Raw genomic sequence first — 21278 nt, 5'->3', positions numbered from 1 at the left:
ATCGGGTCCCGTGGCCGTCGGCCCATTCCGCGGATCCGCTCGCCGAGCGCGCCGATCCGCGGACCGGACGGCGTGGCGCGCCGATCCGCGGAGTGTTTCGGGCGCTATTTGCCGCCGAGGATGGAGCCGAGGATCGACCCGAGCGGGTTGTCGTTCTTGGCGGTGCCTTTGGTGCCGCCGCCGAGCACGCTGCCGAGGATGTCGCCCAGTCCGCCGGAGTGGCCGGATCCGCCGCCCAGCAGGCCGCCGAGGATGTCGCCGAGCCCGCCCGACGCCGGCGCGCCACCCTTCTTGCCGGTGAACTGCCCCATCACGTAGCTCAGCACGATCGGCGCGAGGATCGGCAGCAGCTTCTTGACCAGGCCCTGGTCGACGCCCGCCGCCGGCACCGCGCCGCTGATGCCCTGCGCGACGGTGTCGGCCTGATCGCCGAAGAGCTTCCCGACGATCTTCTGCCCGTCCGCGGTATCGACCTGGGTCACGTCGATGTCGCCCTGGGCGAGGTCGTTGTCGTGCTCGGCCAGCGCCCCGGCCAGCTTCTCCGACGACGTCTCGTCCCCGGTCTGCGCCGCGAGTCCGGCGACCATCGTCGGCAGCGCCGCCGCCGCGGCGGCACGCACCTCGTCGGGGCTCGCCCCGACCTGCTTGGCGATGTCGTCGATGGGCAGGCGGTTGAGAAGGTCGTTCAGGTCGGCCATGGTGCTCTCGCTCTTGTTTCGGTGCGGCCGGTGCCGCGGCTACTCGGATTCTCGCACGTGCCTTCGAGGCGTTTCACCAGGCTCGGCCGGACGCCCGTATGCGAGGGTTGTCGGAGATACCGGGGACCGGGGCAGAGGGGGGCGTGGCGGATGAATATCAAGGGCGTGCCGGAGTCGGTGCGGAATCAGGCGTCGGACTTCCTGATCGAGACCATCGGGTACCTGCGAGACGGGGGCTCATTCGACTTCGTCGCAGAGGTCATCGACGGACTCGACTACACGAAGACCGAGAACTCGAAATTCCTGGACTACCTGTGTTTCGACATCCTCCTCACCGCGCGCGACCGCCTGCGGGGGTGCTTCCCGGACGGAGTCGACGCTGCCCGTCTCAACCGGTTCGTCTCGGTCACCGGGCAGGAGGTGTGGGAGATGTGCGGGGTCGGTCCGGAGGACATGTACTCGATCGCAGCGGGTCTCGTTGACCCTGAGCGGTCTCACCACGGCGGTGAACAGTACCTGATCCCGGGAGCGCTCGCCCTCGTCGCCGTCCTCTCACCGGTCGACGACGAGGGCCTGCGTGAGGACCGGGACTCGGTGAAGGAGAGGTACGTGACCGATGACCGGAACGGCGCGTGGGACGACGATGACCACTGACCCCGGCACGACTACGGTGACCGACCGCGAGGCGGTGCGCTGGTGGGCGGCAGACCTGATCGACAGTTGCTGGACGGGTGACCTCGACGAGGTGCTCGAGTCGCTGGCCGCGGCCGAGGGCACGTCGTCGAAGTTCATCAAGAAGATCGAAGAGCACCTCGTCCTGACCGCCACTGCGAGGCTGGCCGCGGTGGACGACGAGCTCGGCGACATCCAGGCGAATCACGACGTCGCGTCGTGGCTGTACTCACTGGCCCATACGCGGGCGTGCGGTGACCTTCCGCCGGAGGAGTGGGTCGGCATCGTGTACATCGCGGGTGGCGATCCGCGGCGCGCGGCGCGACCGCGTGCGCCTCTCCGGCGGATCCGCGGGTTGGCCGTGCTGCTTTCGTTGCTGTGCGAAAGCGGCGATGCGGCACTCCTGCAGCCGGGCAGCGACATGGATCACGCGTGGAAGACGCGCTGGCGTGTGCAGAAGAGGTTCGTCGAATCACTCGCCAGGAGAGATTGGCAGAGAATGCGACGCCGATGGACCAGGAACGTCGACGGGTGACCGGGCGCGCGGCGGGAGAACCTTCACTGGAAGTCGGTACCCTCATGCGGGGCGAGGGTGTCGTTGGGGCGCTCGGGTGACGGCGTCTCGCGATAGTGCCTGCGCCACTCCGGCCAGTCCATCGGTGTACCGGTGGTGGTCTTGATGTACCGGCGATATTGGATTCGCGCGGTGAGGAACACCGAGTGCTGCGATTCGTATGCGGCACGACGAGCTATCCGGATCGCGCGCAATCGCTCGTAGGGAGTCAGTTCGGTCGCCACGTCGTCGCACCTCTTCCCTTGCTGACCCTGAGATTACGTGTCGTGGGGCGTTCTTCGTGTCGTGCGGCGGCCGCGCTCCGAGCCGGATCGCGTGACGTCAGCGCCTTGCCGATCCGCGCAGGAGCGAGCGCCGTCAATCGAAGGCGGAGGCCTGACTCGAGCGATCCGGGGTGTTGTAGCCGCCGCGGATCGACGGGGTGCCCCGGTAGGCCGCGCGGTAGTGCCAGTGCCACTCCGGCCAGCTCATCGGTGTGCCGTCGGTGGATTTGACGTACCTGCGGTACTGGATGGGGGCGATGAGGAACAGCGAATGACGTGATTCGATCGCCGAACGCCGGGCGATCCGGATTGCGCGCGAATGCTCGCGCGGCGTCAAAGGGGAACCCATGGCGTGCTCCTCGGCTCGGCGTCGGTGGTGTCATTGTGCAGGATCGGGGATCGGTGGGGCGGAGGCTCGACCGTCGGGGTGGGTGGTCTCGACTCCGCTCGATCGTCACGAGGCGGTCGGCCACCCCCATATGCCGGGTCACGACGGGAATCGTCCCCCGTGACTCGGTATTCGGGGGCGGGGGGCTTCGACAGGCTCAGCCGGCGATGGGGCTCGGCATCGGAGACCCGGCCGGCGGAAGCTCAGCCGCCCACGACATGCGCATCCAGGAAGTCTTTCGCCTCCCGGACCGCTTTTCGGGACTCGGGGGTGAAGTACGGGAACATCTGGAAGACGTGCCCTTGGCCGGGCCACTCCTGGAGGGTCGAATCGCCGCCAGCCGCACGGAGATTCGCGTGGATGGTGCGGGCGTCGTCGGCCATCACCTCGCGGCCGCCGAACTGGATGAGGGTGGGGGGAAGGTCCATGTCGGGCGTCAGGGCGACGCGCATCCGCGGATGATCGGGGGAGGCGTCGCCGGTGTACATCGACAGCAGGCGCTGGGCGCCGGCGGCGTGGATGTGCGGATCGCGGACGCCGGAGCGCTCCAGGGCGCAGGCGAGTTCGAAGCTCGGGTCGTACAGCGGCGAGATCATCAGCATCGCGGCGGGCTGCGGCACCCCGTCGCGATGGTTCGACGCGAGCACGTCCAGGGCCAGGTGGCCGCCCGCGGAATCACCGGCGATGACGATCCGATCCGCGGAGAAACCGCGTTCGAGCAGCCAGCGGTAGCCGCGCACGGCGTCGTCGCCCGCGGCGGGGAACCGGTGCCGCGGTCCCATCCGGTAGTCGAGGCTGAAGGCGCCGATCCCGGATCGCCGGGTCAGCCGGGCGACCAGCCCCCGGTGCGTGCGTGGCGAGCAGATCAGATACCCGCTGCCGTGCAGGTAGTACAGCACGCTGCGACCGCTCGCCGGGTCCGGGATGCCGCCGCCGAACCGGTCGGCCTCGTGCACCCATTCGCCGCGCACCTGCCCGCCGTCGTGTGCCGCCCGGAACCCGGTGCTGCGGGTGCCGCGGGGGACCGGGCTGATCGCCGATAGGGAGGTGTTCAGCGCGGGTCGCGCCACCGTCACCCCCCACGGCCCGACCACCGGGACGTGCCCGGCGATGCCGATCGCCGGGCGAGCCGCCCGCCACACATAGCCGTTCAGCGTGCGGGCGCGCACGGATCCACGTCCGGTCAGTCCGTCGGCCACCTCGGTATCGCCCATGGGATGAGACGATACGACTGATCTGCCTCATTACGGTGGTGTTTCGTCGCGATGACGGCCGCTTTTGCCGCCGGGGTCGCGGCCGTGGCAGAATAAGTAGCACTGCGCTCGATGATTTGTTCACCGAGCGGGCCAGCAACGAAGCTGATCTCCCCGGCAGCGCACTCGCGCTGATTCTTCCGGGGCTTCTCCAGTACGTATGAGTGCGCAGCGTGGCGTACGGAGTAGGCAGATCCATGATGCACTTGCCGGGGCCCGTCGGGCTCTACGACCCGATCAACGAGCACGATGCGTGCGGCGTTGCCTTCGTCGTCGACATGTATGGACGACGCAGCCGCGACATCGTCGAGAAGGCCATCACCGCGCTGGTCAACCTCGAACACCGCGGTGCGGCCGGTGCCGAGCCGAACACCGGTGACGGCGCCGGGATCATGATTCAGGTCCCGGATCGCTTCCTGCGCGAGGTGGTCGACTTCGAGCTGCCCGCCGAGGGCGACTACGCCACCGGTATCGCGTTCCTCCCGCAGTCGGCGAGCGACGTGACCGAGGCGATCGACGGCATCGAGAAGATCATCGCCGATCAGGGCCTCGAGCTGCTCGGCTGGCGCGAGGTGCCGGTCGACGACGCCTCGCTCGGCGCGCTCTCCCGCGACGCCATGCCGACCTTCCGCCAGGTGTTCATCGGCGGCGCGTCGGGCATGGACCTGGAGCGGCAGGCGTACGTGGTCCGCAAGCGCATCCAGTACGAGCTCGGCAACAAGGGCGCCGGCCAGGACGGCCCCGGCCGCGAGACCGCGTACTTCCCGAGCCTGTCGGGCCAGACCATGGTCTACAAGGGCATGCTGACCACCCCGCAGCTGCGCGACTTCTACCTCGACCTGCAGGATGAGCGCGTGGAGAGCGCTCTCGGCCTGGTCCACTCGCGCTTCTCCACCAACACCTTCCCGTCGTGGCCGCTGGCCCACCCGTTCCGGCGGGTCGCCCACAACGGCGAGATCAACACGGTCACCGGCAACGAGAACTGGATGCGCGCACGTGAGGCGCTCATCGACACGGGTGCCTTCGGGGCCGGTGCCGCCGAGAAGATCTTCCCGGTGTGCACCCCGGGCGCGTCGGACACGGCCCGCTTCGACGAGGTGCTGGAACTGCTGCACCTCGGTGGCCGCAGCCTGCCGCACGCCGTGCTGATGATGATTCCGGAGGCGTGGGAGCGCCACGAGGACATGAAGCCCGAGCACCGCGCCTTCTTCGAGTACCACTCGGCGCTCATGGAGGCCTGGGACGGCCCGGCCTCGGTCTGCTTCACCGACGGCAGCTACGTCGGCGCCGTGCTCGACCGCAACGGTCTGCGGCCGTCGCGCATCTGGGTCACGAAGGACGGCCTGGTCGTGCTGGGTTCGGAGGTCGGCGTGCTCGACATCGACCCGGCCGACGTGGTCTCCCGCCAGCGCCTTCAGCCGGGCAAGATGTTCCTGGTCGACACCAAGCAGGGCCGCATCGTCGACGACGAGGAGGTCAAGGACTACCTCGCGGGCGAGCACCCGTACCAGCAGTGGCTCGACGAGAACCAGGTCCGCCTGGAGGAGCTGCCCAAGCGCCCGCACGTGCACATGAACCACGCGCGCGTCGCCCACCGGCAGCAGCTCTTCGGCTACACCAACGAGGACCTGCGCCTGCTGGTGGAGCCGATGGCGGCCAGCGGCGCCGAGGCGATCGGCTCGATGGGCACCGATACCCCGATCGCGGTGCTGTCGGCCCGTTCGCGCATGCTGTTCGACTACTTCCAGCAGCTCTTCGCCCAGGTCACCAACCCGCCGCTCGACGCGATCCGGGAGGAGATCGTCACCAGCATCGGTCACCGGCTGGGCAGCGAGGGCGACCTGCTGCACCCGACCCCGGAGTCGGCCAAGCAGATCGTGCTGCGTCAGCCGATCCTCGACAACGACGAGCTGGCCCAGCTGGTGGACATCGACGGCGAGGCCAGCGGCTTCCCGTCGGTGCACATCCACGGCCTGTACCCGGTCGCCGAGGGCGGCGCCGGCCTGCGCAAGGCGCTCGACGACGTCCGCGCCAAGGCGTCGGCCGCCATCGCGGACGGTGCGCAGATCATCGTCCTGTCCGACCGTGAGTCCGACGAGAACCTGGCACCGATCCCGTCGCTGCTGCTGACTGCGGCCGTGCACCACCACTTGGTGCGCGAGCGGACGCGGACCCGCGCCTCGATCGTCGTCGAATCCGGCGACGCCCGCGAGGTGCACCACATGGCGCTGCTGATCGGTTTCGGCGCGGCGGCGATCAACCCGTACATGGCCTTCGAGTCGATCGAGGACATGATCAACTCGGGTGCCATCACCAGCCCGGCCGACTTCGCCAAGGCACGCGCCAACTACATCAAGGCCGCCGGCAAGGGCGTGCTCAAGGTGATGAGCAAGATGGGCATCTCGACGGTCCCGTCGTACAACGGCGCCCAGTTGTTCCAGGCCATCGGCCTGAGCCAGGAACTGGTCGACGAGTTCTTCACCGGCCTGCGCAGCCAGCTCGACGGCATCGGGCTCGACGAGCTCGCCGACGAGGTGGCCGCCCGGCACGCCCTCGCCTTCAGCGAGCGGCCGTCCGAGCGCGCGCACCGCGAACTCGAGGTCGGCGGCGAGTACCAGTGGCGGCGCGAGGGGGAGTACCACCTCTTCAACCCGGAGACCGTCTTCAAGCTGCAGCACTCCACGCGCACCGGGCAGTACTCGGTGTTCAAGGAGTACACCAAGCTGGTCGACGACCAGTCGGCGCGGATCGGCACCCTCCGCGGTCTGTTCGACTTCAACTTCGGCGACCGGGATCCGATCCCGCTCGACAAGGTGGAGCCGGCCAGCGAGATCGTCAAGCGGTTCTCGACCGGCGCGATGAGCTACGGCTCGATCTCCGCCGAGGCGCACGAGACCCTCGCCATCGCGATGAACCGTCTCGGTGGCAAGAGCAACTCGGGTGAGGGCGGCGAGGATCCGCGGCGCTTCAGCCACGACGAGAACGGTGACTGGCGGCGCAGTGCCATCAAGCAGGTGGCGTCGGGCCGGTTCGGTGTCACCAGCAACTACCTGACCAACTGCACGGACATCCAGATCAAGATGGCGCAGGGTGCCAAGCCCGGCGAGGGTGGCCAGCTGCCGCCGCACAAGGTGTACCCGTGGGTCGCCGAGGTCCGCGGCTCGACGCCCGGCGTCGGCCTGATCTCGCCGCCGCCGCACCACGACATCTACTCGATCGAGGATCTGGCGCAGCTGATCCACGACCTGAAGAACGCGAACCCGACCGCTCGGATTCACGTGAAACTCGTCTCCGAGCTCGGTGTCGGCACCGTCGCCGCGGGCGTCTCGAAGGCGCACGCGGACGTCGTGCTGATCTCCGGCTTCGACGGCGGCACCGGTGCCAGCCCGTTGACCTCGCTCAAGCACGCCGGCGCCCCGTGGGAGATCGGCCTGGCCGAGACCCAGCAGACGCTGCTGCTCAACGGTCTGCGCGACCGGATCGTCGTGCAGGTCGACGGTCAGCTCAAGACCGGCCGCGACGTGATGATCGCCGCGCTGCTCGGCGGTGAGGAGTTCGGTTTCGCGACCGCGCCGCTGGTCGTCTCGGGCTGCATCATGATGCGCGTCTGCCACCTCGACACCTGCCCGGTGGGCGTCGCGACGCAGAACCCGCTGCTGCGCGAGCGCTTCACCGGCAAGCCGGAGTTCGTCGAGAACTTCATGCTCTACATCGCCGAGGAGGTGCGCGAGCTGCTGGCGCGCCTGGGCTTCCGCACGCTGCAGGAGGCCGTCGGGCACGTCGAGGCGCTCGACACGTCCAAGGCCATCGCGCACTGGAAGGACGCCAAGGCCGGCAAGCTCGACCTGACGCCGATCCTGACCATGCCGGAGTCGCCGTTCATGAACCAGGACCTGTACTGCTCCGGCAAGCAGGATCACGGGCTCGAGAAGGCGCTCGACAACGAGCTGATCGAGAAGGCGCGGCCGGCCATCGAGTCGGGCACCCGCGTGTTCATCGAGTCGCCGATCACCAACGTCAACCGCACGGTCGGCACCATGCTCGGCCACGAGGTGACCAAGGTGTACGGCGCGGAGGGGCTGCCGGACGGCACCATCTCCATCGCGCTCACCGGCTCGGCGGGCAACAGCTTCGGCGCCTTCGTGCCGCGCGGCATCACGATGCGCCTGACCGGCGACGCCAACGACTTCGTCGGCAAGGGCCTGTCGGGCGGCAAGATCGTCGTCGCGCCGTCGGTCGACGCGCCCGCGGGCTTCGTCGCCGAGGAGAACATCATCGCCGGCAACGTGATCGGCTTCGGCGGCACCGCGGGCAAGATCTTCCTCCGCGGCGTCGCGGGCGAGCGGTTCTGCGTGCGCAACTCGGGCGTGCAGGCCGTCGTCGAGGGCGTCGGTGACCACGGTTGCGAGTACATGACCGGTGGCCGGGTGATCGTCCTGGGCAAGACCGGCCGCAACTTCGCGGCAGGCATGTCCGGCGGCGTCGCCTACGTCTTCGACAAGGACGGCACGTTCGAGCAGAACCTGAACACCGAACTCGTCGACCTCGAGACGCTCGACGACGATGACCTGAAGTACCTGCAGGACATGCTCACCGAGCATCGGGACGAGACGCGGTCGCCGGTGGCGGCCAAGATCCTCGGTAACTGGGCGGTGGCCCAGACCAAGTTCGTGAAGGTGATGCCTCGCGACTACAAGAGAGTGCTTGACGCCATCGACGTCGCCGAGCGCACCGGACGAGATGTGAACGAAGCGATCATGGAGGCGGCTCGTGGCTGATCCGAGAGGTTTTCTCAAGAATACGGAGCGAGAGACGCCCACCCGGCGTCCCGTCGAACTGCGGCTGCTGGACTACAAAGAGGTCTACAACAAGTTCGACCGCGGCACCCTGCAGACGCAGGCCAGCCGTTGCATGGACTGCGGAATCCCGTTCTGCCACAACGGTTGTCCGCTGGGCAACCTGATCCCCGAGTGGAACGACCTGGTCTACAAGGGACGGTGGGACGCCGGCATCGATCGCCTGCACGCCACCAACAACTTCCCCGAGTTCACCGGGCGACTGTGCCCGGCGCCGTGCGAGGCGTCGTGCGTGCTCGGCATCAACCAGCCCGCCGTGACCATCAAGCAGGTCGAGGTGGAGCTGGTCGAGAAGGCGTTCGAGGACGACGACGTGACCCCGGTGATGCCGTCGGAGTACACCGGCAAGTCCGTCGCCGTGATCGGTTCGGGCCCGGCCGGCCTGGCTGCCGCCCAGCAGCTGACCCGCGCGGGACACTCGGTGACCGTCTTCGAGCGGGCCGACCGGATCGGCGGCCTGCTGCGCTACGGCATCCCCGAGTTCAAGATGGAGAAGCACATCATCGACCGTCGGCTGGCGCAGATGGAGGCCGAGGGCACCGTCTTCCGCACCGGGGTGAACGTCGGCGTCGACGTCACCGTCGACGAGCTCCGTGCCCAGTTCGACGCCGTCGTGCTGGCCAACGGCTCCACGATCGGCCGTGACCTGCCGATCCCGGGCCGCGAGCTGAACGGCATCCACCAGGCGATGGAGTACCTGCCGCAGTCCAACCGCTTCGCGGTGGGCGACGAGGTCCCCGGCCAGATCCGCGCCGACGGTAAGAAGGTCGTCATCATCGGTGGCGGCGACACCGGCGCCGACTGCCTCGGCACCGCGCTGCGGCAGGGCGCGGAGATCGTGCACCAGTTCGAGATCATGCCGCGCCCGCCGGCCGAGCGTGCCGAGGTGACGCCGTGGCCGCTGTACCCGCTGATGTACCGCGTGTCGTCGGCGCACGAGGAGGGCGGCGAACGCGTCTTCAGCGTCAACACCGAGCAGTTCGTCGGCGAGAACGGTCAGGTGACCGGGCTCAAGGCGCACGAGGTGAAGATGGTGAACGGGCGCTTCGAGAAGGTCGAGGGCTCGGACTTCGAGCTGGAGTGCGACCTGGTCCTGCTGGCGATGGGCTTCGTCGGCCCGGAGCGCGGCGACCTGCTCGACAAGCTCGGCGTTTCCTATGACCCGCGCGGCAACGTCGCGCGTGACGCACACTTCGCGGCCAACGGCGTCCCCGGAGTGTTCGTCGCCGGTGACGCCGGCCGCGGCCAGTCGCTGATCGTGTGGGCCATCGCGGAGGGCCGCTCGGCCGCCGCCGCGGTCGACGCGTACCTGACGGTGTCGACGGAGCTGCCGGCCCCGATCGAGCCGACCACGGTGGCCCAGCGGTAAGTCGTAGCAGCGGATCGTCACAGAAGCAGCGCTCGCGAGCGCTGCTTCTGTGCATCTGCGCTGCTACCCAATGGACTCGGCCGCTGGTTGGTCGTGCTTCGAGTGCTGCCGACTCATAGTATTCAAAAATTATGATTCCATGGCAACTATGAACGGAGGAGTTCATGGTTATGCATAATGGCTCCATGCGCACAGTCGACCTCATCAGCGACGGTGAGACCTTCACCACCGAATTCAAGTCCGATGTCAACGACAAGGAGTTGGTCAAGGCAGTTGCATGCTTGGCCAACGGTGACGGTGGTGTCCTACTGCTCGGGGTCGACGATGACGGCCGGGTTCTCGGCGCGCGTCCTCGTCACGGAGAGGCGACCAACCCAGGTCGAGTCGCCGCGATGATCCAGGCGAACACCGAGCCCGCACTCGCGGTGGGTGTCACGGTCGAGGCGATCGACGGGAAGGATGTCGTCCGAGTCGACGTACCTCGCGCAGATCCCGGTCCGGTAGGCACGAAGACGGGAGTCTTCACTAAGCGGGTCATCAACGCAAGGGGTGCGCCGGCGTGCGCGCCGATGACGACGCACGAGATCGTAAGCATGGGCATGGTGACTCGCGGACAGGACTTTGCCGCCGCACCTGCCAGGGACGCCAAAGACACTGATCTCGATCCGGAAGAGTTCGAGAGATACCGACGACTCTGCCGCGTGGCCGGTGACGGCCTTGGTGATCTGTCGGACTCCGATATCTTGCGGGCGCTGGGTCTGGTTCCTCTCAATGATCCGGTGAGCATCGGCGCCGTCTTGCTCTTCGGAACGACGGAATCAGTGGATCGGTGGACTCCGAATGCAGAGGTGCTCTTCCAGGATCTGCGGTCGGGAGGTGAGACGACGAATACCAGGCTCATCGCGCCGTTGCTCAAGGCCGCAGAGAAACTCCGCGATCTCATCGAACAGCGAAACATGGTAACCGAATTGATAGTCGGTCTCCACCGTGTGGAGGTCCCGTTGATCCCATCGGTGACACGGCGTGAGGCGGTCGCGAACGCGCTAGTTCATCGGGACTACACGACCTTGGGGCCCATTCAGGTCCAGATCTCGGAGGACGAATTCGTGGTCTCAAGTCCAGGCGGATTCCCACCGGGCGTTACCCTCTCGAACATCCTCGATCAATCAAGACCGCGTAGCCCGATACTCGCCAATGCATTCAAGCGAGCGGGGCTCGTCGAGCGCCGAGGCAAGGGTGTCAACGACATGTTCGAGCAGCAATTGCGGGCGGGCCGCGACACTCCTGACTACTCGCGAAGTACTGGCGATTCAGTGGTTGTCACGGTGCCTCTGGGGAGCGCTGATCTGGACTTGGTGCGGTTCTTGTTGACCTGGGAAAACGCTCACCAGCAACCGTTGGGTCTCAATGACCTCAGGGTTGTTCACGAGGTGAAGTCGTTTGGATCTGCGACCACCGCGGAGGTGTCGACCGAGCTTTCGCTGGTCCCTGCTACCGCGAAGTCCATCTTGAGCGGACTGGTCGCCAAGGGGATCTTGGAGGCTCGGGGAGTCGGTCGAAGTCGCAAGTATCACTTGACGGCGCGCTTCTACGACATGGCGGAGGATCGTAACGCGTACGTCCGCATCAAGGGCGCCGATCCCCTTCAGCAGGAGCGAATGATCGTCGATTATGTGGTCGCATACGGGTCGATCACACGCCGTGACGCGGCGCAGTTGTGTCAAACGACCCCGACCCAGGCGCGGACGGTCCTCAAGAGACTTGTTGAGACCGGAAGACTGACATTGACGGGAGAGCGGCGTGGCGCCAAGTATGTCCTCCCGTGATCGTAGAGCGGGGCGTTGAGACGTCGCTCACTGCGACTCGGGGTAACGCCTCGCGCTCTGCCGGCGACATACTCGGCGAGGCCGGAAGCCGGCCGTGTCCCGATCCTGCCGGAGGTCTGCATGCACGCCGCATTCCCGTCTGACCGCGGCCGTCGCCGCGGCGGCCGCACCGCCGCGCGCACCTTCTGGGGCCGCGTGCGCGCCCCGCGTCCGCTCGCCGCCGAGCACGAGCGCCTGGTCACGACGGAGGAGTTCCGCCGTCTCCGTCGCGCCGGCTGAGTTCAGCTCCCGGCAGCCAGGGACTTGACCCGGACCTCGATCCCGCCGAGTTCGACGACGTCTCCGTCGCGGAGCTGACGCCCGCGCCGGATCTCGGTCTCGCCGTTCACCGTCACCAGCTCGTCGCCCAGCACCGCCTTGGCGTCCGCGCCGGTCTCGATCAGATTCGCCAGCTTCAGAAACTGGCCCAGCCGGATGCTCTCGTCCCGGATCGTGACATCGTCCACACCGGTCATTGTGCCGCACGGATAAACGACGCGTACCGGACGCGTGGCCGCCGTTCTCAGTCTGCCCTCATCGACCTGCGGGTTAGATGGGGCCATCATGACCAATTCAGTGCGGACCGAGCAGGACAGTCGGCGGGCGACGGCGAACCGCCGTTCACTGGCCGGGCTCGCGCGTATCGCTTCCCCGGACGGCTTCGGCCGTCGCCTGCCGCAACGCACCGCGACAGTGGTCGGTCTGCTCGCGCTCATCGGGCTGATCTCGGCGCTGGTGCCGCCGTTCCGCCACTGGATCGCGGTGCCGCGCGCGTTCGTGGACCACTACCTGTTCCCGCTGCCGAGCACCAGCCTGGCGTGGGTCGTGGTGCTCGGCCTGCTCGCGGTGTCGTTGTCGCTGCGCAAACGGATCGCCTGGGCGGTGACCACCGGAATCGTGGCGGTGATGGCGGTCTCGAATCTGGAAGACCTGCTGCTGGCCTCCGCGCGGCGGCACGAGAGCCCACCGAAGCTGGGTGTCGGGCTGGCGGTGACCAGCGTGTGCCTGGTGATCCTAGTGCTCGGCTACGCGCAGTTCCCGACCCGGGTGCGGCGCGGCGCGCTGCGCAGCTCCCTGGCGGTGCTGGCCGTCGGGCTGGTGGCCGGGACGCTGCTCGGCTGGGGGCTGGTCGCCCTGGCGCCGGGCAGCGTCGAACGCGGCCGGTATCTGGCCTATTCGTTCGACCACGTGGTGGCCTTCGCGTCGATCGAGGCGCGGCCGCTGCTGGAACACCACGCGCCCGGCTGGGTCACCTGGCTGCTCGGCCTGTTCGGCGCGCTGGCGCTGATCGCCGCGGCGTTCGTGCTGTTCCGGTCCCAGCGCCTGGCATCGCTCATCACCCCCGACGACGAGCGGCTGATCCGCGCGCTGTTGCGCACGTACGGCGAGGACGACTCGCTCGGCTACTTCTCCACCCGCCGGGACAAGGCCGCCGTCTTCTCGCCCGACGGCCGCGCGGTGATCACCTATCGCGTCGAGGTTGCGACCTGCATGGCCGGCGGCGACCCGATCGGCGACCCCGACGCCTGGCCCGATGCGATCGCCGAGTTCATCGCGCTCTGCGAGACCTACGGGTGGCGGCCCGCGGTGCTCGGCGCCAGTGTCCGCGGGGCACGCGCCTACGAGGCGGCGGGCATGCGGAGCCTCAACATCGGTGACGAGGCCGTGGTGCACCCCGACGACTTCGCGCTCTCGCGGCCGGAGTTCAAGGCCGTGCGCGGCGCGGCCAGTCGTATCCGCAACCTGGGCATCACCGTCCGTATCCGCCGGATGGCGGAACTGCCGGACAGCGAACTCGACGCGCTGACCGCACGTGCCGATGCCTGGCGCGACGGTGAGACCGAGCGCGGCTTCGCGATGGCCCTCGGCCGCCTGGGCGACCGCGCCGACGACGACACCCTGATCGTCGAGGCGGTCGGCGACGACGGCCGCGAGATCGGTCTGCTGACCTTCGTCCCCTGGGGACGTTCCGGGGCCTCGCTCGACGTGATGCGCCGGGAGCGGAGCGGTCCCAACGGGGTGGTCGAGGCGATGGTGAGCGCGCTGGCGACCGAGGCCGACGAGGTCGGTGTCACCCGTATCTCGCTGAACTTCGCGGCGTTCCGCGGCATCTTCTCGCAGCATGAGGAAGTCGGCGCCGGCCCGGTGGTGCACCTGCTCTACCGGGTGCTGTCGCTGAGTTCGCGCTACTTCCAGATCGAGTCGCTGTACCGGTCCAACGCGAAGTATCAGCCCGAATGGGTGCCGCGCTTCCTGTGCTTCGGCGGTGGCCGGTCGATCCTGCGGGTCGGGGCGGCCGCGCTGATCACCGAGGGATTCATCCCCTCGATGTCGCCGCCGCCGCGTAACGCGGGCGCGTCGTCGATCCCGGTGGGCGTCGACGTCGACGCGCTGATCGCGGACCTCGATCGCGCCGCGCGCGCGGTGTCGGCGGCGCAGCCGCGGCGCGCCGGTCAGGTGCGGGTGCGTCTGGAGAAGCTGGAGCGGCTGCGGGCCGAGGGCGTTGATCCGTATCCGACGGCCCAGTCGCCGACGCATACGGCCGCCGCTGCGCGGGAGGCCGACCCGGGGACCCCGGTGACGGTGGCCGGGCGGATCGTCGCCCTGCGCGATCTCGGCGGCGTGGTGTTCGCCGGGCTGCGCGATCAGTCGGGCACGGTGCAGCTGCTGGTGGAGCCGTCGTCGCTCGACGGCCCCGATTTCGCCGGGAGTCTGGACCTCGGTGACCTGGTCGAGGCGTCCGGCACGATGGGCGTCAGCCGCTCCGGCGAGGTGTCGGTGCTGGTCACGGCATGGCGCTTGAACGGCAAATGCCTGCACCCGCTGCCCGACAAGTGGCGCGGCCTGACCGACGCCGACATGGCGCTGCGGCGCCGCTATCTGGCGCTGGCGACCGATCGGGACAGTCGTGATCTGCTGGTCGCCCGCAGCAAGGTGGTCAAGGCGTTGCGCGACACGCTCTGCGATGACGGCTACATCGAGGTCGAGACGCCGATCCTGCAGCAGGTGCACGGCGGCGCCAACGCGAGCCCGTTCCGCACGCACATCAACGCCTACCACCTGGACCTGTATCTGCGGATCGCCCCCGAGCTGTACCTGAAGCGGCTGTGCGTCGGCGGGATGGAGCGGGTCTTCGAGATCGGCCGGAACTTCCGCAACGAGGGCGTCGACCAGAGTCACAATCCGGAGTTCACCAGCCTGGAAGCCTATGCGGCGCACGGGGATTACCTCTCGATGATGGATCTGACCCGGGAGCTGATCTGTGCCGCGGCGACCGCGGTGTACGGCGAACCGGTGCTGGTCTCGCCGGGTGAATCGGGCACGCGCGTCGACCTCTCCGGACGCTGGCCCGTGGTCTCGGTGTACGACGCCGTCTCGGTGGCGGTCGGCCGCACCGTCGGCCCGGGCACCGGGGCCGGTGCGCTGCGGGAGATCTGCCGGGAACGCGGTGTCGCGTACCGGCCGGGCTGGGATGCGGGCGAACTGGTCCAGGAACTGTATGAGCAGTTCGTGGAGTCGTCGACCACCTTCCCGACCTTCTATCTCGACTTCCCGGCCTCCACGTCGCCGCTCACCCGGAGCCGCGATGACGACCCGCGTCTCGCGCAGCGCTGGGACCTGGTCGCCTGGGGGATGGAACTCGGCACCGCGTATTCCGAGCTCACCGACCCGCTGGAACAGCGGCGGCGGCTCACCGAGCAGTCGCTCCGCGCCGCCGGCGGGGACCGCGAGGCGATGGAACTCGACGAGGACTTCCTCACCGCCCTCGAATACGCGATGCCGCCCACCGGCGGCCTCGGCCTCGGTGTCGACCGGCTCGTGATGCTGCTGACCGGCCGCCCGATCCGCGACGTCCTGACCTTCCCGCTGGTGAAGCCCCGCTGAATCACATGCGGGGGGAGGTCGCGCCGACACCGTCCGGTTCTTCGGTCGCCGACCGACAAAGGGGACACTCTCGCGACCGGCCTCGACGGCCTGGCGTCGCGCCGTGGCGACGGACGGCGTGACGTCTGTTACCGCGAGGTACGGACACCTGCTCCGGCCGCATAGACTGGCGGACTATGACCGTGCCTGAATTCACACCCACCGCTGACCTGGTCGACGAGATCGGTCCCGATGTCCGCAGCTGCGACACCCAGTTCACCCAGTACGGCGGGCGCCGCGAGTTCGCCGGCGTGGTGACCACGGTCCGCTGCTTCCAGGACAACGCGCTGCTGAAGTCCATCCTGTCCGAGGACAATCCGGGCGGGGTGCTGGTGATCGACGGCGAGGGCTCGGTGCACACGGCGCTGGTCGGCGACCTCATCGCCGAGCTCGGCCGCAGCCACGGCTGGGCCGGGATCGTGGCGATCGGCGCGATCCGGGATGCCAAGACCATCGGCGGTATGGAGATCGGCGTCAAGGCCCTCGGCACCAACCCGCGCAAGTCCACCAAGACCGGTGCCGGTGAGCGCGACGTCCCGATCGAGCTGGGCGGCATCGTGATCGAGCCCGGCGACCACCTGTTCTCCGACGACGACGGCATCGTCGTCGTGACCCCCGAAGCCTGACCCCGCCTGCCTCTACCCTCCCAGGAGTTCCCATGCCGAAGCCCACTTCCGCCTACTTCGAGCGGCTCGCCGCGTTGGCCGCGATCGACGACCCGGCCGCTCGCCCCACCAAGCCCGTCCTGGAGGCCTACAGCGCCACCGAGATGGCGACCATCCCGGTCGGCGACGCCGACGACCTCACGCGCGCTGTCGAGCGCGCCCGCGCCGCGCAGCCCGCGTGGGCCGCGCGCAAGCCGGCCGAGCGCGCGAAGGTGCTCAACGCCTTCTCCGAGCTGGTGCACACGCACGCCGACGAGCTGATGGACATCGCGCAGGCGGAGACCGGTAAGGCGCGCATCTACGCGCAGGAAGAGGTGCTCGACGTCGCCCTCACCGCGCGCTACTACGCCACGCACGGCCCCAAGATGCTGGCCGACCGCAAGGCCGCGGGCATGATCCCCGGCGCCACCGACGTGCGCGTCCGCTACCAGCCGAAGGGTGTCGTGGGTGTGATCAGCCCGTGGAACTACCCGCTGACGCTGGCCGTGTCCGACGCCGTCGCCGCCCTCATCGCCGGCAACGCCGTGGTCATCAAGCCGGACAGCAACACCCCGTACTGTGCGCTCGCGCTGGCTGAGCTGCTGTACGAGGCCGGGCTGCCGCGCGAGCTGTACGCCGTGGTCCCCGGTCCGGGTTCGGTGGTCGGGCAGGCGATCGTCGAGCAGACCGACTACGTCATGTTCACCGGCTCCTCGGCCACCGGCTCCACCCTCGCCCAGCAGGCCGGCAAGCGCCTGATCGGCTTCTCCGCCGAGCTCGGTGGCAAGAACCCGCTGATCATCACCGCCGATGCCGACGTCGACCACGCCGTCGCGGGTGCCGCCCGCGCGTGCTTCTCCAACTCGGGCCAGCTGTGCATCTCGATCGAGCGCATCTACGTCGAGAAGGCGATCGCCGACGAGTTCTCCCGCAAGTTCGCCGAATTCGTGGAGAACATGAAGCTCGACGGTACCTACGACCTGGCGCCCGACATGGGCTCGCTCGCCTCGGCCGCCCAGGTGGAGACCATCGAGGCGCACGTCGCCGACGCCGTCGCCAAGGGCGCCACCGTGCTGGCCGGCGGCCGCAAGCGCGCCGACCTCGGCCCGCTGTTCTACGCGCCCACCGTCCTCACCGGCGTGACCGATGAGATGGAGTGCTTCCGCAACGAGACCTTCGGGCCGCTGGTGTCGATCTACCCGGTGGACTCCGTCGAGGAGGCGATCGAGCGCGCGAACGACACCGAGTACGGCCTCAACGCCAGCGTCTTCGCCGGGAACGCCGCGCAGGCGCAGAAGATCGCCGAGCAGCTGCGGGCGGGCACCGTCAACATCAACGAGGGCTACGCCGCCGCGTGGGGCTCCACCGCCGCGCCGATGGGCGGCATGGGCATCTCGGGTGTGGGCCGCCGTCACGGTGAGGAGGGTCTACTCAAGTACACCGAGCCGCAGACCATCGCCGCGCAGCGCTTCATGGGCCTGGACGGTATGCCCGGCGTGCCGCGTGACGTCTTCCTCAAGCTGACGCCGCTGGCGATCCGCACGCTGAAGTACCTGCCCGGCCGGTAAGCCGAAAGATCAAGAGCGGCCCCACCTTTCGCGGTGGGGCCGCTCTTGTCGTACGGGGTGCCGATCAGGAACGACGACGGCGGGCGCGCCGGCGCAGCAGCAGGATCACCGCGAGGAGCGCGCCGAGGCCGGCGGCGACCATCGCCGGGCTCACCCGGTCCCCGGGCAGCTGGGTCGGCGCGGTGCGGCGCAACTGGGCGAACAGGTCGCGGGCGGCGTCGGCCTGGGCGACGGTGTCGTCGTGCGGCGACGGGGTGGCGGTGGTCGTCGCGGACTCGTCGTCGCCCGGCACGTCGGCGGCCGCCGGTGCGGCTTCGAGCGCGGGCGCCGGGTCGGCCGCCGACAGTGCGGGCCGCTCGGCGGGCGCCTCGATGGCCGGGGTGGCCTCGGCGGCCGGCGGTGCCTGCGACGGTGCCGGGATCGCGTCCGCGGGTGCCGGGGGCTCGGCGGCCGGTGCGGCGTCGAGGGCGGCGAGCAGCTCGGCCTTCTTCATCGTCGAGTAGCCGTGCAGGCCGCGGGCCTTCGCTTCGGCGCGCAGTTCGGCGACCGTGTGGTCGCGGTGCGCGGACGGGGCGTCGGCGGACGGGGCATCGTCGGTGGGCAGGACGGGGTCGGTGTCGGCCATCGTCGGGGCAGTCTCCTTCGGCGGTGTCACGCGGGGTGAACGTTGAGTCGGGCGAGCAGGTCGTTGTCGATCGCGGTCAGCTCGTTGCTGATCGCCCGCTGCGCGGCGCGGCGCTGGGCCGGCGGCATGGTGTCGGCGGCGTCGGTCGCGACGACCAGATTGTCCAGACGCCCGCGCATGGCGGTCACGAAGTCCTTGCCCTCGGCGGTGCTCTCCCGCTCGGCGACCTGGTCGGCGGAGTTCTGCGCGGCGGCGATGCGGGCGCGCAGTGCGGCGTTCGGGCCGCCGTACTGGGTCAGCAGACCGGCCGGGACACCGGCGCGTCGTGCCTGCACCGCGGTGACCTGCTCTCGTGCGGCGATCGCGCCGCGGTACAGGATCGGTCCGGCGATGGGCGCGAGCATCTTGGCGACGGTCAGGTAGCGCTTCACCCGCGCCGGCCCGAACAGTGCCGCCTTCTCGGCCGCTTTCGCCTGTGCCTCAACGGTCTTCGCCTCGGCGGCATGCGCCTTCTGGGTGGCCTTCGAGGTGGTCTTCGCGGTCTTGCGCTCGGCCTTCTGCGCCTTCTTGTGGAACTTGTGCTCCTCGCGCAGCGCCTTGCGATGCCGCTTGGTCTCCTCGTGCGAGTGCACCTTGGCCTCGAGGCGCACTCGCGTCTTGAGGGCCTTCTCCTCGGCCTTGCGGATCTTGGCCTCGGCCTTGCGCTCGACGCGACGAGCCTTGCGGGACGACAAGAAACCCATGGTGTCCTTTCCGCGGGACGACCGGCGTGGCCGTGACTGTAACCAGTTTTGCATAGTGTCGTAGGGGGATGAGACTGTGGCGCAGCACCGCCACACGGCGGTGATCGGCGACGAGAGGCAGGCAGCGGGTGGGTGCAGCGATTCTCGGCGCGCGCGACTTGTCCGGTTGCGAGCATCGACTGGCGCTGGATTCCGCCTTGGCGTCCGACGCCCGGGCGACGCCGATCGGCGAGACCCCCGAGGCGCTGCGCCGGATCGAGGCCGCGCAGGAGCATCGTCGCGCCGTGCTCGACACGCTGCGCGCACTGCAGGCCGAGCGGGGCACGAGCGTCGTCTCGATCGATCCGGACCTGCCGCACCGTGAGCGCGCGGCGGCGACGCTCGCCGCGTGCGAGGCCGGTGCCGACTGGATCTTCTCCGCCGCGCTGCCCGTCGACGCCGCCGCGGGTCGTCGCGGGCACGCCGAGGCCTTGATCCGGCACGGGGCCGGGTACGTGCCGCTCATCGTCGTCAACCACCGGGTGACCAATCCGGCCAAGCCCGACCGCGACCCGGCCGAGCCGGCCGCGCTGTGCACCAGCGGGCTCGGCGAGTGGCGGCCCGAACCCGATCCGTCGCGTGCCTCGCGCCGCAACCGGCGCGACACGCTGCGCCTGGCTCAGCTGGCCGCGATGCTCGACGGCCTGGGTCTGGCGGCCGCGCCGGATCGCGCGGATTGGGCCGGCGGGGTGATCGGGGTCGATGCCGACTGCATCCTGATGGTGCCGCTGGGCGCCGTGATGCCCGAGTACGACGACATCTTCGCCCGGCGCCGCGCGGTGGCCGACGGACTGGTGCGGACGGTGCCCCGCCGGATCAACGAGTGCCGCAGCTGCGAATGGTGGCCGGACTGCGAGGCCGAACTGGTGGCGCGGGACGACGTGAGCCTGGTGGTCGGCGGCACCGGCACCGCGGCGCTGCTCGACGCGGGGATTAGCACCGTCACGCAGTTGTCGGCGTACCGGGGAGATCCGCCCGAGGAGTGGCCGGGCAACATGAACTTCCTCGATGTGGTGGTCGCCGCGAACTGCCGGCGCCGTGAGGTGCCGCTGGTCCGCCGGCTGGACCGGCCGCGGGTGCGGCGCGCCGATGTCGAGGTGGACGTCGACATGGAGAGCTACGGCGAGCGCGGCGCCTACCTGTGGGGCACGCTGCTCACCGACAACGTCGACGGCGAGCCGGTGCTCTACCGGCCCTTCGTCACCTGGGATCCGCTGCCCACCGACGACGAGGGCCACGCCTTCGGGCGCTTCTGGTCGTGGCTGATGGAACGGCGGCGGCTGGCCCACGAGGCGGGCAAGACCTTCGCGGCGTACTGCTACTCGCAGCAGGCGGAGAACCGGTGGCTGCGCGCGAGCGCCGACCGCTTCGGATCGATCCCCGGGGTTCCGGCCCGCGAGGAGGTCGATGCCTTCATCTCCTCGCCCGAGTGGGTGGACGTCTACGAGGCCGTCAACAAGAACTTCATCTGCCCGAACGGCAAGGGGCTCAAGCGGATCGCGCCGGTCGCCGGTTTCGGCTGGTGCGACGACGAGGCGAGCGGCGAGGCCTCCATGGAGTGGTACGCCGCCGCGGTCGGCCTCGGCGGGGGACCGATGGACCTGACCCAGCGCGACCGCCTGCTTCGCTACAACGAGGACGACGTGCAGGCCACCAAGGTGCTGCGCGAGTGGCTCAGCTCCGAGCAGATCCTCCGCCTCCCCACGGTCGACGACCTCCTCGCCTGACGGGGGCTTGGCGGGTCCTGAGCATGTGCGGCGGAGCCTGCGACGACGCGCGGTCGAAGGGCCGACCCGG

Annotated in this window: 17 protein-coding genes; 10 read left to right on the top strand and 7 right to left on the bottom strand. The window is 69.2% G+C overall.

Translation table 11 applies throughout. From position 1 onward, the window contains the following. Positions 1–104: 104 nt before the first annotated feature. The gene (locus ACSEEN_RS13380; protein ID WP_298442306.1) at positions 105–698 is read right to left on the bottom strand and encodes a DUF937 domain-containing protein; all 594 of its coding nucleotides are present in this window, start codon (positions 696–698) and stop codon (positions 105–107) included. Positions 699–848: 150 nt separating this feature from the next. On the opposite strand from ACSEEN_RS13380, the gene ACSEEN_RS13375 reads away from it, so the two are divergent. Both ACSEEN_RS13375 and ACSEEN_RS13370 read left to right on the top strand, forming a co-directional pair. Further along, the gene (locus ACSEEN_RS13375) at positions 849–1352 is read left to right on the top strand and encodes a hypothetical protein (RefSeq protein WP_440713422.1); all 504 of its coding nucleotides are present in this window, start codon (positions 849–851) and stop codon (positions 1350–1352) included. Further along, a complete protein-coding gene (locus ACSEEN_RS13370) occupies positions 1342–1905 on the top strand; it encodes a hypothetical protein (protein ID WP_298442302.1) in 564 nt (187 codons plus the stop codon). Before ACSEEN_RS13375 ends, ACSEEN_RS13370 begins: the two co-directional genes overlap by 11 nt. A gap of 23 nt (positions 1906–1928) precedes the next feature. On the opposite strand, the gene ACSEEN_RS13365 is transcribed toward ACSEEN_RS13370, so the two are convergent. The 3 genes from ACSEEN_RS13365 to ACSEEN_RS13355 form a co-directional block, all read right to left on the bottom strand. After that, the gene (locus ACSEEN_RS13365; RefSeq protein ID WP_298442300.1) at positions 1929–2168 is read right to left on the bottom strand and encodes a hypothetical protein; all 240 of its coding nucleotides are present in this window, start codon (positions 2166–2168) and stop codon (positions 1929–1931) included. A 133-nt stretch (positions 2169–2301) separates the two neighbouring features. Continuing rightward, on the bottom strand, positions 2302–2556 hold the full coding sequence (locus ACSEEN_RS13360) for a hypothetical protein (protein WP_298442298.1): 255 nt from the start codon (positions 2554–2556) through the stop codon (positions 2302–2304). A 242-nt stretch (positions 2557–2798) separates the two neighbouring features. Continuing rightward, positions 2799–3809, bottom strand: coding sequence for an alpha/beta hydrolase (locus tag ACSEEN_RS13355; protein ID WP_247865673.1), 1011 nt, complete (start codon positions 3807–3809; stop codon positions 2799–2801). A gap of 236 nt (positions 3810–4045) precedes the next feature. On the opposite strand from ACSEEN_RS13355, the gene gltB reads away from it, so the two are divergent. The 4 genes from gltB to ACSEEN_RS13335 all read left to right on the top strand — a co-directional run bounded on the left by gltB (position 4046) and on the right by ACSEEN_RS13335 (position 12178). Beyond that, positions 4046–8626 (top strand): glutamate synthase large subunit, encoded by a 4581-nt coding sequence (gene gltB / locus ACSEEN_RS13350; protein WP_247865674.1) that lies wholly within the window; start codon positions 4046–4048, stop codon positions 8624–8626. Further along, entirely contained in the window at positions 8619–10073 is a 1455-nt protein-coding gene (locus ACSEEN_RS13345) for a glutamate synthase subunit beta (RefSeq protein ID WP_247865675.1), read from the top strand. The genes gltB and ACSEEN_RS13345 overlap by 8 nt, the downstream gene beginning before the upstream one ends. Before the next feature lie 185 nt (positions 10074–10258). Beyond that, positions 10259–11899: an ATP-binding protein gene (locus ACSEEN_RS13340; RefSeq protein WP_298443830.1), complete on the top strand. Its 1641-nt coding sequence runs from the start codon at positions 10259–10261 to the stop codon at positions 11897–11899. A gap of 120 nt (positions 11900–12019) precedes the next feature. Beyond that, positions 12020–12178, top strand: a complete 159-nt coding sequence (locus ACSEEN_RS13335; protein ID WP_247865676.1) for a hypothetical protein — start codon at positions 12020–12022, stop codon at positions 12176–12178. A 2-nt stretch (positions 12179–12180) separates the two neighbouring features. Here the strand turns inward: ACSEEN_RS13335 and ACSEEN_RS13330 are convergent, their stop codons facing one another. Continuing rightward, positions 12181–12414, bottom strand: coding sequence for an RNA-binding S4 domain-containing protein (locus ACSEEN_RS13330; protein WP_247865677.1), 234 nt, complete (start codon positions 12412–12414; stop codon positions 12181–12183). A gap of 88 nt (positions 12415–12502) precedes the next feature. On the opposite strand from ACSEEN_RS13330, the gene lysX reads away from it, so the two are divergent. From lysX to ACSEEN_RS13315, 3 genes are all read left to right on the top strand, one after another. After that, positions 12503–15823 (top strand): bifunctional lysylphosphatidylglycerol synthetase/lysine--tRNA ligase LysX, encoded by a 3321-nt coding sequence (gene lysX, locus ACSEEN_RS13325; protein ID WP_247865678.1) that lies wholly within the window; start codon positions 12503–12505, stop codon positions 15821–15823. A 176-nt stretch (positions 15824–15999) separates the two neighbouring features. Continuing rightward, positions 16000–16488 (top strand): ribonuclease E activity regulator RraA, encoded by a 489-nt coding sequence (gene rraA / locus ACSEEN_RS13320; RefSeq protein ID WP_247865679.1) that lies wholly within the window; start codon positions 16000–16002, stop codon positions 16486–16488. Between the two features lie 32 nt (positions 16489–16520). Further along, entirely contained in the window at positions 16521–18074 is a 1554-nt protein-coding gene (locus ACSEEN_RS13315) for a succinic semialdehyde dehydrogenase (RefSeq protein WP_440713421.1), read from the top strand. Positions 18075–18138: 64 nt separating this feature from the next. Here the strand turns inward: ACSEEN_RS13315 and ACSEEN_RS13310 are convergent, their stop codons facing one another. Next, positions 18139–18699, bottom strand: a complete 561-nt coding sequence (locus tag ACSEEN_RS13310; RefSeq protein WP_371308181.1) for a Rho termination factor N-terminal domain-containing protein — start codon at positions 18697–18699, stop codon at positions 18139–18141. A gap of 26 nt (positions 18700–18725) precedes the next feature. After that, a complete protein-coding gene (locus ACSEEN_RS13305) occupies positions 18726–19442 on the bottom strand; it encodes a DUF6474 family protein (protein WP_298443839.1) in 717 nt (238 codons plus the stop codon). 128 nt (positions 19443–19570) lie between these two features. On the opposite strand from ACSEEN_RS13305, the gene ACSEEN_RS13300 reads away from it, so the two are divergent. Next, the gene (locus tag ACSEEN_RS13300; protein ID WP_371308182.1) at positions 19571–21208 is read left to right on the top strand and encodes a TM0106 family RecB-like putative nuclease; all 1638 of its coding nucleotides are present in this window, start codon (positions 19571–19573) and stop codon (positions 21206–21208) included. The last annotated feature ends 70 nt before the right edge of the window (positions 21209–21278 follow it).

Origin of the sequence: Gordonia marina (assembly GCF_052036135.1) — a bacterium.
In the GTDB taxonomy this organism is placed as follows: domain Bacteria; phylum Actinomycetota; class Actinomycetes; order Mycobacteriales; family Mycobacteriaceae; genus Gordonia.
This window is presented reverse-complemented; position numbering and strand designations above follow the sequence as displayed.